Origin of the sequence: Desulfitobacterium sp. THU1, assembly GCF_038181555.1 — a bacterium.
Classification (GTDB): Bacteria; Bacillota; Desulfitobacteriia; order Desulfitobacteriales; family Desulfitobacteriaceae; genus Desulfitobacterium.
In genome coordinates this window covers 171166-187188 of the sequence record NZ_JBBWUA010000002.1, presented here as the reverse complement: position 1 = coordinate 187188, position 16023 = coordinate 171166, and the positions used below count along the sequence as shown (strand labels likewise).

The following is a 16023-nucleotide window of genomic DNA, read 5'->3' as shown; positions in this document are numbered from 1 at the left end:
GTAAAGCAAAATCCTGGAGATACAACCTACATATCCCGCTATATATACTCAAAGACATTCCGATCCCTTCAAAGAACCATAATCGATGTTAGGAGAATCACACTATGCGACTCGTTTTCATGGGAACGCCAGACTTTGCCGTTCCAACCTTACAAGCCTTAGTAGCTCACGGACATGAAGTGGTGGGCGTTTTCACTCAGCCCGATCGTCCCTCGGGGCGGGGCAAGGCCCTGAAGCCTAGTCCGATAAAGGTAGTAGCTCAAGAACTGGGGCTTACAGTTTACCAGCCGCAAAAAGTGAAAAACCCCGAAAGTCTACAACTGTTGCGAGAGCTTGCCCCCGAAGTCATTATCGTCGTGGCCTATGGCCAGATTTTATCCAAAGAAATTCTGGACTTGCCGTCCTTTGGCTGTATCAATGTTCATGCCTCTCTCTTGCCGGATTGGCGTGGTGCAGCCCCCATTCACTGGGCCATCTTGGCAGGGGATCAACGGACCGGGGTAACAACAATGCAGATGGATGTCGGATTAGATACGGGCGATATGCTCCTTAAAGTCGAGAGCCCGATTGAGGAAGATACTACCACCGGAGAATTGCATGATAATCTGGCCCACAAGGGAGCTGAGCTCCTCATCACAACCTTGGAGCAACTTCAAATGGGTGAGCTACAGAGTATTCCCCAGAGCGGACCGACACGCTATGCTTCTTTACTTACTCGTGAACATGAGAAGATTGATTGGACACGCAGTGCCCAAGAGATTCATAATCAGATTCGCGGACTGCATCCTTGGCCGGGTGCTTATACGACCTTTCGCGAAGAAACGGTCAAGGTTCATACTTCTAGAAAGGCCTCCCATGAATTAGCGAAGGAATCTTTTCTAAAAGCTCCTAAACCGGGTGAAGTTGTCAATAATACTCAAGAAGGGTTGCTGGTTCAAACAGGGGAAGGACTGATCTTGGTGACGGAAGTTCAGCCGGCGGGAAAAAAGACCATGCCTGCTCGGGACTTTTTCTTGGGGCGCCATGCCCAAGTAGGAGAGGGCTTTGGCGAAGGATGGATCAAGCATGAATAAGCTAACCGCAAGAGCTTTGACTGTTCGGATTCTCATGCGCATTGAGGAAGAAAATGCCTACGCAAACTTGCTTATGCAAAAAGCCCTTCATGATCTGGCCGATCCTCGAGATCGCCAACTGACCACCCTGCTAGTCAATGGTAGCTTGAAAAATCGGCTGACCTTGGATTATGCCTTAAGACGTCATTTGAGCAAGCCTTTATCTTCATTGCCTCATGAGGTGCGCTGGATTCTGAGGGTTAGCGCCTTTCAAATTCTTTACCTATCGAGAATCCCTGCCGCAGCGGCTATCAACGAAGGGGTGGAGTTGACCAAGCGACGTCAAGGGAAGTACACCTCTTTAGTCAATAGTGTTTTGAGGAGGGTCTTTGAAAGCGGTTGGGATATGGCATGGCCGAGCAAGGAAAAAGAACCGAGCCGCTATCTTTCGCTGCGTTACTCTCATCCCGAGTGGATGGTGAAGCGCTGGCTAAAGCGCTATGGTATGGATGAAACGGAAGCCCTCTGTCAAATCAATAATGAACCGGCTCCTGTCTGGATCCGTACGAATACTTTAAAAATTACTCGCGCTCAATTAGCAGAGAGGCTGACTGCCGAAGGGGTACAGGTGACTTGGGGAGAACGGGTGCCGGAAAGTCTGCTTATCGAGGACTTTGGCTCTATTGAGAGGCTCTCCGGCTTTCAAGAGGGACTCTTCACCGTCCAGGATGAAAGTTCTCAATTGGTGGCTCATGTCCTAAATCCTCAAGAAGGTCAAAGGGTCTTAGATGCTTGTGCGGCCCCGGGAGGTAAGACCACTCACTTAGCCCAAAGGATGGAGAATAATGGCGAGATTCAAGCCTTTGACCTCCACCCTCACAAAGTAAAGCTTATTGAAGAGTTGGCCCAGCGCTTGGGAATCACGATCATTCATGCCCAAGCAGGCGATGCACGAGAACTGCAAGGTGTAGAGAATTTATCGTACCATAAGGTGTTAGTGGACGCCCCTTGCTCCGGACTCGGAGTGATACGTCGGCGGGCGGATATGCGTTGGCACAAGACGGAAGAAGAAATTAAATCCTTGCCGGAGCTTCAGTTGTCCTTACTGGAACGGGCTTCACAATGTGTGGCTTTGGGTGGAGAATTGGTTTATTCGACCTGTACCATTGAGCCAGAAGAGAATTTTGAAGTCATTAAAGCTTTTCGAGCCCAGCATCCGGAGTTTGCACCGGTGGATATTGTGGGGGAACTACCCTATTCATTAGACTCTGAACAGGATCGGAAGCAAGCTGCAAAGGGTTTTTTGCAGATTTTACCTCATAAACACGGTATGGATGGGTTTTTCCTGGCTAAATTTCGCCGGGTTGAAGTTTAGGTGGAAAGATTTGGGTGAATACTATGATGAGAACGGATTGCCGTGATTTAAATCAAGAAGAGTTAATCCGGCTCTGTGTTGAGTTAGGACTACCAAAGTTTCGTGGACGTCAGGTGTTTCAGTGGGTTCAGCATAAAGCTATCCAAGACTGGGACGAAATGAAAAACATCAGCGTACTCGATCGGCAAAAGTTGCAAAAAGGGCTAACCTTACAACCCTTTACGAAAGTCAAAGAGCAGGTTTCCCGAGACGGCACCAGGAAGTTTTTATTCCGTTGCTATGATGGAGAAACGATTGAGTGTGTTCTTATGGACTATGATCGACGCAAACACCGCGATCGCCATACAGTCTGTGTGTCCACTCAGATTGGTTGCGCAGTAGGCTGTTCTTTTTGTGCCACAGGGTTAGGAGGCTTACGGAGAAACTTAAGCCCGGGAGAAATAGTTGGCCAGGTTTTGGACATCACCTATATCATGCGTCAGGAAGATCCAGATTTTCGGGTCACCAATATTGTCTTCATGGGAATGGGAGAACCCTTATTGAACTATGACGCCGTCCTTAAAGGGATTGATTTACTGAATCACCCAGAGGGCCAAGGCATTGGTATGCGGCGGATGACGATTTCCACGAGTGGGGTGGCCGCGAAGATTCGCCAACTCGCCAGGGATAATCCTCAAGTAGGGTTGGCAGTCTCCTTGCATAGCGCCAATAACGCGTCTCGCAATCAGCTTATTCCCATGAATCGACGTTATCCCTTAGAAGAATTGATGGCAGCTTGTCAGGAGTATACCGAAATGACAAACCGCCGGATTACTTTCGAGATCGCTTTAATCTCCGGACAAGCGAGTAGGGAGGCTGCCGAAGAAGTAGGACAGCTCTTAAAGGGGCAGTTGTCCCATGTGAATTTGATACCGGTGAATCCTGTGGTAGAGACCGGCATGGCACGTCCTACAGCACGGGAAATTCAAGAGTTTGCCCAGGTTTTAGAGGCTATGGGAATACCTGTCTCTGTTCGCGAAGAAAAGGGAACAGATATCGATGCAGCCTGCGGTCAGTTGAGACGGCAATTGGAGTGTGAGTAGATATGAATCTAATCGCCCGCTTTGAAGAAGTTGCTGAAAACTTATTTACGGGCATGTTTAAAAAGAATAATACCTCAAAGCTACAACCGGTGGAACTGGCCAAAGAATTGGTCCGGACAATGCACAAAAATAAGCAGGTGAGCATTTCCCAAGTCTATGTTCCCAATGTGTACCGGGTTTTTCTCCATTCCGGTGATTGGAGCCCCTTCGCCAGCTTCGGAGATGCCTTTCTCATCGAACTCTCCAAATATCTCTTTGCAGAAGGAAAGAAGAGCAATTTTACCTTCCTGAGTAAACCTTCCATAGAGCTCCATTGCGATGACACGGTAAAGCCCCACGAAATGTTTATTGAAGTGGATTTTGATGATTCCATCGAGGTGCTTTGGGATGAGGATGATGAGTATGAGGAAGATGTTGAGGAAGTCAATGCTGAGGTGGGGTGGCGGGATCATACCAATATCTTTCAGGATGAGGTGCCTTATCATCTCCTAAATTCTCAGCTTCAGAGCAGGAAAATCGCTTACGGCCTCGAAATTATTAAGGGTCCGGATGCTGGAAAAAATTTCCCCCTGGAGGGAGATGAATATCATATCGGTCGCCATGCTCAGTGTGAAATTGTCCTACATGATCCTGAAGTGTCACGAAGGCATCTTAAGCTCAGCCGTGTAGGTGAGGAGTGGCTGCTTGATGATTTGGGTAGTACCAATGGAACATGGCTTAATGGTCAGAGGATCGCCAAGCAGAAGCTTGCCTTAGGAGATCGCATTGAGCTGGGACAAACGGTCTTTATGTTACGTCATCAGGGATTGGCTAGCGGTTATTAGGAAGATTTAGAGTGGTCAATATAATGCGGAGGTTTCTCTATGCAAGGGATTTTGGTACTGGGAAGGATACTGTTTATTGGTTTAATTTATCTCTTCCTTTTTCGGATTCTCACAGCCTTATTAGCTGATTTGCAGCTTAAGGGATTGATTCGCAGGGAAGATAAGGATTTTGGGCGTCTGGAAGTGCTTACGGGAGGAGAGCTTTTGCCCAAAGGTCGGGTTTTTCGGGTCGACCCCAAAGGCTTAAAAATGGGTCGAGGGAAAAACAATGATGTGGTTTTAGCAGATCACTTCGCTTCCCTAGACCATGCCCTAGTACGTCATCAGAAAGGCGTTACTACCCTAGAGGATTTAGGTAGCACCAATGGAACCTGGGTCAATGGTGAGCGAGTTCATTCCTCGGTTCAGTTGGTTGCTGGAGATTATGTGAAAATTGGAAGTATCACCTTCCAATATTCGAGGTGGCAAAATGAGAGTTCTAAGCTTTAGTCAAATGGGCTGTGTACGCAAGAACAATGAGGACGCTTACCTTGTTCTCCCAGAATATCAGGTCTATGCAGTAGCAGATGGGATGGGTGGACATCTGGCAGGGGAAGTGGCGGCACAGACGGCGATTGATGAATTAATTAAAAGTGCTCCTGACTTAATCACTACAGGAAATAAGGAGTTGGAGTGTCAAGTTAAGGAGATCTTGGTTCGGGCGAACAGAGAAGTATTTATGAGCTCGAATCGCAATCCGGCTACTGAAGGAATGGGTACCACCATGACAGTTATCGTGTTTCGGGAGAATAAGGTGGTGCTTGCTCATGTCGGGGATAGTAGAGCTTATGTATGGCGAAATGATCAGTTGAAGCAGCTGACCAACGACCATTCTTTGGTCAGTGAGCTTGTGCGCTTAGGTCAGATTTCTCTTGAAGAGGCGGAAAATCATCCGAAGCGCCATATGTTAGTTCGAGCGGTGGGCGTAGGGTGGGATATTGAGGTTGACGTCCAGCGCTTGGATTTCCAGGCAGGAGATATATTCTTTCTTTGTACTGATGGTGTTTCGAATGTGCTAAGTGATGAAGAGATAGCGGAGGAGTTCTTGCAGGATTGTTCATGGGAAGAGCATCTTGAACATATGCAAAAGTTAATTATTGAGCGAGGTGCACCCGATAATTTTACAGCCTTATGCTGTATTGCGGAGTGACAGAATGAAAAGGGTTTGGATTTTACGATTAATAATTCTGAGCGTGCTTTGGATCGGACTTGGAGTCCTGACCTTAGACGGCAAAGCCAATGAGCAAATCCTCTGGCAGGCGGGGGTCTTTTCCCTGTTGCTCTTAATCGGAGTTGCGGTGGAAAAGCTTGTGGCCTATCGAGGGGATTTGTATTTACTGCCGACCGTTCAGCTTATCCTCGTGATTGGACTAGTCGTTTTAACACGAATACGCCCTGCTGCTGCCCTTAAGCAATTCTGGTGGGCTTGTCTGGGTCTGTTTGTGTTTTATTTTATTCTTTATGCCCTTCGAGATTATCGAGCTCTGGGGCGCTATCGTTATCTTGCAGGTCTGGGGGCGGTGGTGCTGTTGTTCATCACCTTGCTTTTCGGGGTAGCCCAAGGTGGCGCAACCAGCTGGCTACAGATTGGCAATTTGAACTTCGAATCGGAAGAGCTAGTTAAAGTGGCGATGCTCATTTTCTTAGCCTCCTACTTAAGTGAATATGAGGAAATACTTAGAATTGGGACAGTACAGATCGGTCGATTTTCTCTGCCTGATTGGCGTACCTTGGGACCTTTTTTAGCCATGGGAGGATTTTCTTTGCTTCTGTTGGCTGCCCAGAAGAGTCTAGGGACTGCCCTAGTTTTCTTCTCCTTATATGTTTTGGTTCTTTATGTGGTCACAGAACGCTGGATCTATCTGGGGGTTGCTGTACCTGTATTCCTCTGTACCGGGACATTAGGATATTTTCTGTTCGGCCATGTCCAAGTGCGCATCGCTACTTGGATTGATCCATGGGTGGATGCCAGCGGAGGAGGATACCAGATTGCTCAATCCCTCTTCGCTATTGGTGGGGGTAAGATCATCGGCACAGGCCTTGGCAACGGTATCGGAGCTTCTCAGGTACCTGCCGCCAGTACGGACTTCATCTTTGCCATCATTGCTGAAGAACTCGGATTTGCCGGGGCCATGGCAGTGTTGATGCTGTTTCTGATCGTGGTTCTGCGGGCTTTTCATATAAGTGTGAAGGCGGCGGATCGCTTCGGGCAGATTTTAGCAGCAGGTATCGGGATACTGGTGGGGACAGAAGCCATTATTATTTTAGCGGGAGTGACTAAACTCCTTCCTTTGACAGGGATACCCCTGCCTTGGGTTAGCTATGGCGGTAGCTCCCTGCTCATTCACTTCTTGCTTTTAGGCATTTTGGCTAATATTTCTCATGCCGAAGCCGCCGATCCCATGCATAGTAAGCATAAGGGAAGGGAGTATGCAGCATGAAGAAAGGGCTAAGAAATGTTGCGATTGGCTTTTCCCTGAGTATTATCTGCTTGAGCTTTGGTCTTGTTTACTGGCAGGTGGTCCGCTCTACGGACTTGATGGAGAATCCGGCGAATCGTCGCCTCATTCTTCTCGAGCAACGGGTCGTTAGGGGAGGAATTTTCGACAGAAATGGCGAAGTATTGGCACAAACTGACCTGAATGATGAGAAGAAGACACGAGTTTATCCTAAAGGTGAGGCTATAGAGCCTTTGATGGGTTATGCGACACTTCTCCATGGTTCTTCAGGGTTGGAAGCCTACCTAGGGGATTGGCTTTTGGGTATTAAAGACGCCACGGCTACTCAAGCCTTGGAACAGGCTTTCCAGCTACCACGTCGTGGTAATGATGTCGTCCTTACCTTAGATTATCGTCTCCAAAAAGTCGCTTATGAAGGCCTTAAAGGAAAGATTGGATCGGCGGTAGCTTTGGACCCGCGCAGTGGGGAGGTTTTGGCTTTAGCCAGTCAACCCAGTTTTGAGGGAAACGGCCTGGATGAGAACTGGGATAAAATCAGCCAGAAGCCAGGGAGCCCCTTTTTGAATCACGCCTTTGCTCTTTATACCCCAGGCTCTACTTTGAAGATTATGACTTCGGGGGCACTTCTGCGTGCAGGGCTGAACACCGGAGATCTCTACAATTGTACAGGGACAGCGGTGATCAATGGCCAAGTCATCCGTGAACAAAATGATAAGGCACATGGTTGGGTCAATTTTAATCTTGCCTTAGCGGAGTCCTGCAATACTTACTTTGCGACTTACGGAGTGAAAGCCGGAGATAAGCAATTTTTGCAAACAGCTAAAGCCTTCGGTTTTGGCGAAGAAATTCCTTTCGAATTGCCGGTGAAGCTCAGTACCTTGACCAACGAAGCGGCTGTACCCCATCGCTTAGATGAGAATCTTCTAGCCGCCAGTGCTTTTGGTCAAGGAGAAGTTTTAGTTTCACCTTTTCATATGGCTTTGATTACGGCGGGGGTAGCCAATCAAGGTGTGATTATGCAGCCCTATATTGTGGAGCAGGTCAGAGATGAGAACCAAAATGTACTTTATCAGAAGAATCCGGAGCCTTGGTTAACCGCTCTGTCCGCCGATCAAGCAGCAAGAATCAAAAGTGCCATGGTCACGGCAGTTAATGATGGGACAGCTTCCCCTGGTGGCATTGCTGCGTTTCAGGTAGCGGCCAAGACGGGTTCTGCGGAACCGGGAGGGGACGTCCCAACCCATGCTTGGTATATTGCTTTTGCACCAGCCGATAATCCCCAAATTGCAGTAGCAGTTCTTGTGGAAAATGGGGGTACGGGGGGAGGGGCTTCGGCACCCATCGCCCGGGCCATCATCGAAAGCGCATTAAGTCAGAAAGTAGGTGATAACACGTGAGCAAGATATTTAGCAATCGTTATGAAATAATTGAAAAGATTGGATCCGGAGGTATGGCCATTGTTTACAAGGCCAAGGATCTTTTATTAAATCGCATCGTCACCATTAAAGTTCTGCGTGAGCAGTTCACAGCGGATGAGGACTTTGTGCGTCGTTTCCGTAGGGAAGCCCAGTCAGCGGCTAGTTTATCGCATATGAATATCGTATCCATCTATGATGTTGGCAAGGATGGCGATTCTGAGTATATTGTCATGGAGTACGTGGAAGGACAGAATCTCAAGGAGATTATCCGCAGCTATGCCCCCTTATCAACAGAACAAACCTTAGACCTCGGTATTCAGATCGCGGAAGCCATTCACCATGCTCATGAGCATCATATTATTCATCGCGATATTAAGCCTCATAACATACTTGTCACCGATGATGGCCGGATTAAGGTAACAGATTTCGGGATTGCGCGAGCAGTTTCCGCAGCAACGATGACTCATTCGGGAGATATCGTGGGCTCCGTGCATTACCTTTCACCTGAGCAGGCCAAAGGAGTTCAGACGAATGAGCAATCCGATGTCTATTCCTTGGGAATTATCCTCTATGAGCTTTTGACCGGCAAGGTGCCCTATGATGGTGAATCACCCATCGCGATTGCTCTCAAACATTTGCAGGAACAGGCTGTTCCACCCAGTAAGCTGAATCCAAGGGTTAGCCCAGCCTTAGAAAATCTAGTGATGCGAGCGATTGCTAAATCTCCGGACCAGCGCTATGCAACAGCTAAGGAGTTGATGCAGGATCTCCATAAGGTTCAGGCCGGGCTGCCGGTGGATAAGGTCGAGGATAGGGATCAGGATTTAGATAGTACACGCATTCATCGTTCCTTAAGCAATGGGGTGAATTCTGTTTTAGCTTCTGAAACCACCGAGAATGGTCGAAAAAAGAACTCCCGCAAACCTCTTAAGCGTTGGCCCTGGGTTGCTTTGGGAATTTTTGTTCTTGTTTTCGGAGGATTATGGTTTGGATTCTCCAAGTGGTTTAATGTGGACACCACGACAGTCCCACCCTTAGTCGGTAAATCGATTAATGAAGCAGGCTATTTCGTTGAGCGGGCTAAGTTATATTTGGATCCGGAAACCCAAGAAGAAAACAGCGATACCGTAGAAAAAGGGAAGATTACCCGCAGCGAGCCTCAAGAAGGCACTAGCGTAAAAGAGGGAAAGGAAATCAAGATTTGGATAAGCTTAGGCCCTCAACAAGTGAAATTCCCCAATTTTAAAACGGGGGATATAACCCAAGAAACGGCTATCAATAATCTGAAAAGCCTAGGCTTTAGCGAAGATAATATTACTATTCAAGCGGATCAAAAGTCTTCCTTGCCAGCCGGAATTGTGGCTGAGCAAGATCCCGCTCCCGGACTTGATTGGCCCAAAAACGGGTATGTTACCTTGTTTATCAGTGCGGGGAAGGGTGGCCAACCGGAGCCCTTGCCCAGTGTTATTGGCAAACCACCGGCAGAAGCTCAAGCGATCTTAATACAATACGGCTTAGTGGTCACCCCGGCTACTGAAGACTCCACAGAATTCCCACCCGATGTGGTCATGGACACGATACCCAAGCCGGGGACCATGGTCAAAAAAGGAGATAGCGTCAAGATTATTATCTCCCGGGGACCGGGCCCCATAGCTTTCAATCCGGTTATTTTAGGAAGTGTGGCTTATTCCAGATAAGGTGATTAAAAAGAGGAATATCTAAATTAATTAGACTATTAGGGCAAAATATTTCTTGAAGTTTAGTGTGACAGAGAGTTAATGATGGACGGATATTTTGCAGAGTTAGGTCTCCTAAGAAAGGGTTAATTAAACGCATGATTTCAGGAATACTACTCAAGGGCTATAGTGGATTTTATTATGTGTTTGCGGAAGGCCGAGTATGGGAATGTTCCCTGCGCGGTCGCTTTCGTATTCGCAATCAGGAATTTCTGCCGGGAGATCGAGTGAAGATTCTACCGGGGGCAGGAATGAAAGCAACTATTGAAGAGGTGGAACCACGGCGGAATGCTTTGGTCAGACCGACGATTGCCAATGTGGATCAGGCCTTTCTCGTCTTTGCTTATGTATCGCCTGAGCCCGATTTGAACCTGCTGGACCGACTCATCATCCAGGTTACCGCTGCTCAAATTAAGCCCGTCATTATTATGAACAAATTAGACCTAGCAAGGTCTGAAGCAGACCCCTCGGGAAAGACCATCTCTGCAGATGGGTTAGATTTTTACCGAGAGCTGGGCTATGATCTAATCAAGGTTTCTACGAAGACGAGAGAAGGGCTTAAGGAATTGCAAGAACAGATCAATGGGAAAGTGACTGTTTTGGCCGGGCCCTCCGGAGTAGGCAAGTCTAGCCTGCTAAATGCTTTATCCCCCAACTTAGAGTTAAAGACAGGCGATGTGAGTCAGAAACTCAAACGAGGCCGTCACACCACCCGTCATGTGGAGCTTATGGTGTGTGGTGAAGGACTACTGGCTGATACCCCAGGTTTCTCTTCTCTCTATCTTCCCGAAATGAAAAGAGAAGAGCTTACGGATTATTTTGTTGAGTTCCGAGGTGCAGTAGGGCAATGCCGCTTTGCTAATTGTATGCATCATAAGGAGCCGGATTGTGCGGTGAAGGCCGCCGTGGCTTCCGGGATGATTCAGTCCTCACGCTACGAGCATTATGGTCAGTTTTTAGAGGAAGTTATTGCAGCAGAGAGGAGATATTAACGATGATCAAGATAGCCCCTTCGATTTTGTCGGCAGACTTTGCACGCTTAGGGGAGCAAGTGGCTCTAGTGGAAAAAGCAGGTGCCGATATCTTACATATTGATGTGATGGACGGACATTTTGTTCCCAATATTACCATTGGTCCCCTTGTCGTCAAAGCTCTACGTCCTCATTCGAAACTGCGTTTTGATGTCCACCTAATGATTGAAAACCCCGAGCGTTATATTGATGAATTTGCCAAGGCTGGAGCAGACCATATTACTGTTCATTTGGAAGCGACACCCCATATCCATCGGACGATTCAGCAAATCAAGGGTTTAGGACTTACGGCAGGGGTATCGCTCAATCCGGCAACCCCCTTAGATGGAATAAAGTATATTTTGGATGAGTTGGATATGGTTTTGATCATGAGCGTCAATCCGGGCTTTGGCGGTCAGAAATTTATTCCGGCAGTACTTCCTAAGATAGAAGTATTGCATCGCCACTTGGATCAGATGCAATCCTCCTGTGAAATAGAGGTTGACGGCGGAATCAATCCTGATATTGCCCCGGCAGTTGTCAAAGCGGGCGCCACAATTCTTGTAGCCGGAGCGGCTGTTTTTGCTTGCCCGGATCCTGCTCAAGCTATCCAGGAGCTGCGGGCGGTCTGCCAAAAGCATCTCGGTGATCACAAGTGAACATAGCCGTGGTTGCCAACGGAGAATGGGATCAGATATGGGGTAAGCGGGAGTTGTCGACCTATGACCGATTAATCGCTGCTGATGGTGGTGCTAATCGGATTATGGAGTCGGGATATCTGCCCGATGCCGTGGTGGGTGACCTTGACTCTATAAAAGCTGAGTATCTAGAAAGCTGTCGTCAGCAGGGTGTCCGCATTCTAAGCTATCCCTGTGAGAAGGATGAAACAGATCTGGAGCTGGCCTTAGACTATGCAGCTAAAATCAGAGAGGAAGAGGGAATAGGAGAGAGTAGCCCCCACGAAATCAAGGAGATTTTTCTGCTGGGAGCTACCGGAGGAAGAATCGATCATCTATTGGGCAACCTATCCATCATGCATCGTTTTTTAAAAAGAGGGTTGCGGATTCGCATGAAGGATCCTCATCAAGAACTCTGGCTCTTGGCGAGCCAGAAGAAACTGACAGGGCTAAAAGGTCAAAAGCTATCCATCATTCCGGTGACGGAAAAGGCTGTGGTGAGAACTGAGGGCCTCTATTATCCCCTTCATCAAGAAGTTTTACATCAAGATTCTCCACGAGGGATCAGCAATGTCTTCTTAGGGGATGAGGCACTGATCGACGTCTCGTCAGGCACGGTGGCCGTCGTGATCTTACGCTCTGATTTTGCGTCCTGACAAAGGTAGCAGATATTGAACTAGACTTCCTTCCGAGGAGGATTCGACCCTCGTTGAAGGCTAGCTGAGTCAAAAGATAAAAATAGATTGAGGTTGGATAAAACTATGAGCAATAAATATGCCGATGAATTATGGCTAGGTACATTAGGTAATGGTGAGATTCGCTGGGTAGGGATCGGAATGACGAATACGGTGGAAGAGGCTGCCAGTCGCCATCAAACGACGCCAGTGGCCACAGCAGCCTTAGGACGACTCATGGGAGCCTCCCTGCTGTTAGCGAGCTCCATGAAGGCGGAAGAGGCGATCACTTTACGCTTGCTTGGGGACGGACCCTTAGGCGGTGTCGTCGCCGTTGGCAACGCCCGTGGCGAGGTGCGCGGGTATGTTCATGAGCCCCAGGTCGACCTTCCTTTAAATGAGAAAGGGAAGCTGGATGTAGCCGGTGCGGTTGGAGCTGGAGAATTTTGTGTGAGTCGTAGCCTAAGCAATGGCGAGAACTATACAGGCATGGTCCCCATTGTCAGCGGGGAAATTGCCGATGATTTGGTTCATTATCTTCTTACCTCTGAACAGATCCCCTCGGCTGCTCTACTGGGTGTTCTTGTCGAGAAGGATCACCATGTGGCCGGAGCGGCAGGGATGTTGTACCAATTGTTGCCAGGTGCGTCCGAAGAAAGCATTCAGATGCTGGAAAACCGTTTGTCCCAGATCACGGGGATCAGTCAAATTGCTGCGGACAGTGACAGCATGGAGGATCTGGTGCGCAATTTAATGGGGGATATGGAATACCGGGTCTTGGAAAAACGCCCAGTGCATTTTCGCTGTACTTGCTCCAAAGAGCGAGTGGGCGAGACCTTGATCAGCGTGGGCAAAGAAGGTCTTGAAGACTTAATCGAGGATCAGCATGCTGAATTGATCTGTCATTTTTGTAATGAGCATTACAACTTCGACGAAGCGGATTTGCATGAGCTTTATCAACAGGCCAAATAATCCGAGAAAATCAGTTTAATAATACTGTGTCTGTGTTATGATAATACAAAAGAAAGAGCCCGAGTAGCCTCGGGCTCATAAAATAAAAAACTAAAGCTGATATCAACTTAAGTCAATACCAGCCAAGCTTACACTCTATGTTATGAGTTGTTTGTAATTACATTGCACGTTGGACTTTGCCGGACCGTAAGCATCTGGTGCAAACACTGATCCGAGTTGGAGTTCCATTGATGAGGGCGTGAACCTTTTGCAGGTTAGGTTTCCAAGTCCGCTTTGTCCGGATATGGGAGTGGCTGACCTGAATACCTGTAGCAACCCCTTTTGCGCAAATAGCACATACATTAGCCATGCTCTTACCTCCTTTACACCGGAAATGATACTTATGTATTCTATCAGATGTCTGAGAGATAAGCAAGGTTTTTCCTGAGCTTTTCCGGCAAAGGTTGATTTTTATTGAACATTTCATTAATACTTGGTAAAATAGTGACGATATGGACACAGCCGAAAAGGAGGTCCTTGAATATGGGTCAAGAGATTAATAATAATTTAGGGAAAATTGATATTTCAGAAGAGGTAATAGCAACCATCGCCGGTGCGGCCGCGGTCGAATGCTACGGGCTAGTGGGAATGGCCTCCCGGAAATCTACTGATAAGTTTTCCGAGCTTCTGGGCAGAGAAAATCTTGCCAGAGGAGTTGTTGTATCTATCGACGATCAGCAGGTCGTCATTGACTTGTATATTATAGTTGGTTATGGTGTCAAGATTTCCGAGGTAGCTACGAATGTCATGGAACGCGTTCGCTATACCACCGAGAATCTAACCGGCCTGAAGGTTGCGCAAGTCAATGTCAACGTCCAGGGGGTTCGTGTCCTGGAATAACCTGGTTCTGATAGAGTAGGGGGATTATTTTGAAATCAGATGGAGATACAGTCAATATGATTACTGGACTGCAGTGGAAACAGATGATGCGCATCGGTGCCAGAGCTTTGGAACGCAAAAAGCATGATGTGGATGCCTTGAATGTCTTCCCAGTACCCGATGGTGATACCGGAACGAATATGAACTTCACGATTCAATCAGCTGTCAAGGATGCGGAGAAGACTTCGGGAGCTTCTGTTGCAGAAGTTGCGACAGCAGTTTCCATGGGATCTTTAATGGGTGCCCGTGGAAACTCAGGGGTGATTTTATCTCAGCTTTTGCGGGGTATAGCTAAAGGCTTAGAAGGCCACAAGGAAGCAAGTGGTCAGCAGGTTGCCCAAGCCCTGCAGGTAGGGGTAGATACTGCCTATAAAGCTGTGATGAAGCCTGTGGAGGGGACCATTCTCACTGTAGCCCGTGAAGTGGCTAAGGGTGCTCAAAATAGTGCCAAGCATGGTGCCACTCCTTTACAGATACTAAAGGACGCTTATGTTCGGGGCCAGCTGACCCTTGATAAAACTCCTGATATGCTTCCTGTCTTAAAGCAAGCTGGAGTTGTCGATGCCGGGGGACAAGGATTCCTAATTATCTTGAGCGGCTGGATTGCAGCTTTAGAAGGTCAGGAATTTGAGGAAGAGATCGTTCCCGCGACACTACAAGCTGAACCACAAATGACACGGGGTATTACTGCTGTTGAAAATTTGGAGTTCCCTTATTGTACGGAATTCTTGGTCAAAGGACAGAATCTGCGCGTGGAAAAAATCCGTGGCGATTTGGCGGCAAGTGGTGATTCACTCTTGGTTGTCGGAACTGAAGAAGTCGTCAAAATCCATGTCCACGTCAAAAACCCAGGCAAGATTTTGGATTATGCTGTCCAATGGGGATCACTCCATCAAGTAGCAATTCATAATATGCTGGAGCAAAATGAAGCCATGGCTCATGCTCAGAAGCATGAGGAGCTCGAAGAGGGGTCTTTGGAGGAGACACCCTTGGAGGAGAAAGAACATGGTATTGTTGCTGTAGCTATGGGGGAAGGTATTGCCGATGTCTTTAGAAGCCTAGGTGTGGATGAGGTTATTTTTGGCGGACAAACCATGAATCCCAGCACTGAGAACATCGTCGAGGCGGTGCGCAAGGTAGCGGCCAAGAATGTTTATATTCTTCCTAATAACGGAAATATCGTGATGGCCGCACGTCAAGTTAAAGAACTTGTGACCGACCGTAATGTGTATATTGTCCCGACAAAATCGATTCCCCAAGGTATTTCAGCCTTAGTGAATTATAATCCTCAAGTCGATGGTGCTGAAAATGCCAAGAATATGGAGGATGGACTATCTCTCATTAAATCAGGAGAAGTTACCTACGCAGTTCGCGATTCTCAATTTGGAGAACTGGAAATCAGTGAAGGTGATGTCTTGGGACTGATTGAGGATGTCATTCAAGTCACAGGAAAAGACCTTTTGCAGGTTGCTAAGGAAACCCTGGACACCATGAAGTGGAAGGACCATGATTTGGTGACGGTTTTCTACGGAGAGGATGTTACAGAAGAGCAAGCAGAAGAGCTGAGGGCTTGGATTGAAGCAGAGGCTCCCCATATTGAGCTAGAACTGTACCCCGGTCACCAACCCCTATATTATTATATTTTTGGGGTAGAATAATTAGCGATAATGAATTTGCAAAAAATACCCTCCGGAGCGATCCGGAGGGGTTTTTACAATGATAGCGAAAGATAAAATTTGATTGAACAGAGAGTTAGGGGAGTATTCGGAAGAATAAGGAGAGAGCGT

General features: G+C 47.6%; 16 protein-coding genes. 15 read left to right on the top strand and 1 reads right to left on the bottom strand.

Features of this window, described 5'->3' with window-relative positions; all coding sequences use genetic code 11:
- Positions 1-104: 104 nt before the first annotated feature.
- From fmt to hslO, 13 genes are all read left to right on the top strand, one after another.
- Entirely contained in the window at positions 105-1073 is a 969-nt protein-coding gene (gene fmt, locus AAC978_RS03160) for a methionyl-tRNA formyltransferase (protein ID WP_341546517.1), read from the top strand.
- A complete protein-coding gene (gene rsmB, locus AAC978_RS03155) occupies positions 1066-2427 on the top strand; it encodes a 16S rRNA (cytosine(967)-C(5))-methyltransferase RsmB (RefSeq protein WP_341546516.1) in 1362 nt (453 codons plus the stop codon). The genes fmt and rsmB overlap by 8 nt, the downstream gene beginning before the upstream one ends.
- Before the next feature lie 14 nt (positions 2428-2441).
- Positions 2442-3509, top strand: coding sequence for a 23S rRNA (adenine(2503)-C(2))-methyltransferase RlmN (gene rlmN / locus AAC978_RS03150; RefSeq protein WP_341546515.1), 1068 nt, complete (start codon positions 2442-2444; stop codon positions 3507-3509).
- 2 nt (positions 3510-3511) lie between these two features.
- Complete coding sequence (locus AAC978_RS03145) at positions 3512-4333, top strand: FhaA domain-containing protein (RefSeq protein WP_341546514.1); 822 nt, start codon at positions 3512-3514, stop codon at positions 4331-4333.
- Between the two features lie 39 nt (positions 4334-4372).
- Entirely contained in the window at positions 4373-4822 is a 450-nt protein-coding gene (locus tag AAC978_RS03140; protein ID WP_341546513.1) for an FHA domain-containing protein, read from the top strand.
- The gene (locus AAC978_RS03135) at positions 4803-5522 is read left to right on the top strand and encodes a Stp1/IreP family PP2C-type Ser/Thr phosphatase (RefSeq protein ID WP_341546512.1); all 720 of its coding nucleotides are present in this window, start codon (positions 4803-4805) and stop codon (positions 5520-5522) included. The genes AAC978_RS03140 and AAC978_RS03135 overlap by 20 nt, the downstream gene beginning before the upstream one ends.
- Positions 5523-5526: 4 nt before the next feature.
- Positions 5527-6813 carry an FtsW/RodA/SpoVE family cell cycle protein gene (locus AAC978_RS03130; RefSeq protein ID WP_341546511.1) on the top strand — a complete coding sequence of 429 codons (1287 nt, stop codon included), beginning with the start codon at positions 5527-5529 and terminating at the stop codon, positions 6811-6813.
- The gene (locus AAC978_RS03125; protein ID WP_341546510.1) at positions 6810-8228 is read left to right on the top strand and encodes a peptidoglycan D,D-transpeptidase FtsI family protein; all 1419 of its coding nucleotides are present in this window, start codon (positions 6810-6812) and stop codon (positions 8226-8228) included. Before AAC978_RS03130 ends, AAC978_RS03125 begins: the two co-directional genes overlap by 4 nt.
- Positions 8225-9946 (top strand): Stk1 family PASTA domain-containing Ser/Thr kinase, encoded by a 1722-nt coding sequence (pknB, locus tag AAC978_RS03120; protein WP_341546509.1) that lies wholly within the window; start codon positions 8225-8227, stop codon positions 9944-9946. The genes AAC978_RS03125 and pknB overlap by 4 nt, the downstream gene beginning before the upstream one ends.
- 137 nt (positions 9947-10083) lie before the next feature.
- Positions 10084-10977: a ribosome small subunit-dependent GTPase A gene (gene rsgA, locus AAC978_RS03115; protein ID WP_341546508.1), complete on the top strand. Its 894-nt coding sequence runs from the start codon at positions 10084-10086 to the stop codon at positions 10975-10977.
- Between the two features lie 2 nt (positions 10978-10979).
- Positions 10980-11654, top strand: a complete 675-nt coding sequence (gene rpe, locus AAC978_RS03110; protein WP_341546507.1) for a ribulose-phosphate 3-epimerase — start codon at positions 10980-10982, stop codon at positions 11652-11654.
- Positions 11651-12328 (top strand): thiamine diphosphokinase, encoded by a 678-nt coding sequence (locus AAC978_RS03105; RefSeq protein ID WP_341546506.1) that lies wholly within the window; start codon positions 11651-11653, stop codon positions 12326-12328. Before rpe ends, AAC978_RS03105 begins: the two co-directional genes overlap by 4 nt.
- 105 nt (positions 12329-12433) lie before the next feature.
- Positions 12434-13318 carry an Hsp33 family molecular chaperone HslO gene (gene hslO / locus AAC978_RS03100; protein ID WP_341546505.1) on the top strand — a complete coding sequence of 295 codons (885 nt, stop codon included), beginning with the start codon at positions 12434-12436 and terminating at the stop codon, positions 13316-13318.
- A 157-nt stretch (positions 13319-13475) separates the two neighbouring features.
- Here hslO and rpmB read toward each other — a convergent pair whose 3' ends face one another.
- On the bottom strand, positions 13476-13667 hold the full coding sequence (gene rpmB / locus AAC978_RS03095) for a 50S ribosomal protein L28 (RefSeq protein ID WP_341546504.1): 192 nt from the start codon (positions 13665-13667) through the stop codon (positions 13476-13478).
- A 173-nt stretch (positions 13668-13840) separates the two neighbouring features.
- Here rpmB and AAC978_RS03090 point away from each other — a divergent pair, with 173 nt between their 5' ends.
- Positions 13841-14197 (top strand): Asp23/Gls24 family envelope stress response protein, encoded by a 357-nt coding sequence (locus AAC978_RS03090; protein WP_341546503.1) that lies wholly within the window; start codon positions 13841-13843, stop codon positions 14195-14197.
- A gap of 56 nt (positions 14198-14253) precedes the next feature.
- Entirely contained in the window at positions 14254-15894 is a 1641-nt protein-coding gene (locus AAC978_RS03085) for a DAK2 domain-containing protein (RefSeq protein ID WP_341546645.1), read from the top strand.
- Positions 15895-16023: the final 129 nt, after the last annotated feature.

What these genes read in the sequence shown, in the direction of transcription:
- hslO (WP_341546505.1), top strand. Translation starts at nt 12,434, where the DNA reads ATGAGCAATAAATATGCCGATGAATTATGGCTAGGTACATTAGGTAAT.
- rsgA (WP_341546508.1), top strand. Translation starts at nt 10,084, where the DNA reads ATGATTTCAGGAATACTACTCAAGGGCTATAGTGGATTTTATTATGTG.
- AAC978_RS03145 (WP_341546514.1), top strand. Translation starts at nt 3,512, where the DNA reads ATGAATCTAATCGCCCGCTTTGAAGAAGTTGCTGAAAACTTATTTACG.
- AAC978_RS03135 (WP_341546512.1), top strand. Translation starts at nt 4,803, where the DNA reads ATGAGAGTTCTAAGCTTTAGTCAAATGGGCTGTGTACGCAAGAACAAT.
- rpmB (WP_341546504.1), bottom strand. Translation starts at nt 13,667, where the DNA reads ATGGCTAATGTATGTGCTATTTGCGCAAAAGGGGTTGCTACAGGTATT.
- fmt (WP_341546517.1), top strand. Translation starts at nt 105, where the DNA reads ATGCGACTCGTTTTCATGGGAACGCCAGACTTTGCCGTTCCAACCTTA.
- AAC978_RS03130 (WP_341546511.1), top strand. Translation starts at nt 5,527, where the DNA reads ATGAAAAGGGTTTGGATTTTACGATTAATAATTCTGAGCGTGCTTTGG.
- AAC978_RS03085 (WP_341546645.1), top strand. Translation starts at nt 14,254, where the DNA reads ATGATTACTGGACTGCAGTGGAAACAGATGATGCGCATCGGTGCCAGA.
- AAC978_RS03140 (WP_341546513.1), top strand. Translation starts at nt 4,373, where the DNA reads ATGCAAGGGATTTTGGTACTGGGAAGGATACTGTTTATTGGTTTAATT.
- AAC978_RS03125 (WP_341546510.1), top strand. Translation starts at nt 6,810, where the DNA reads ATGAAGAAAGGGCTAAGAAATGTTGCGATTGGCTTTTCCCTGAGTATT.
- rpe (WP_341546507.1), top strand. Translation starts at nt 10,980, where the DNA reads ATGATCAAGATAGCCCCTTCGATTTTGTCGGCAGACTTTGCACGCTTA.
- AAC978_RS03090 (WP_341546503.1), top strand. Translation starts at nt 13,841, where the DNA reads ATGGGTCAAGAGATTAATAATAATTTAGGGAAAATTGATATTTCAGAA.
- rsmB (WP_341546516.1), top strand. Translation starts at nt 1,066, where the DNA reads ATGAATAAGCTAACCGCAAGAGCTTTGACTGTTCGGATTCTCATGCGC.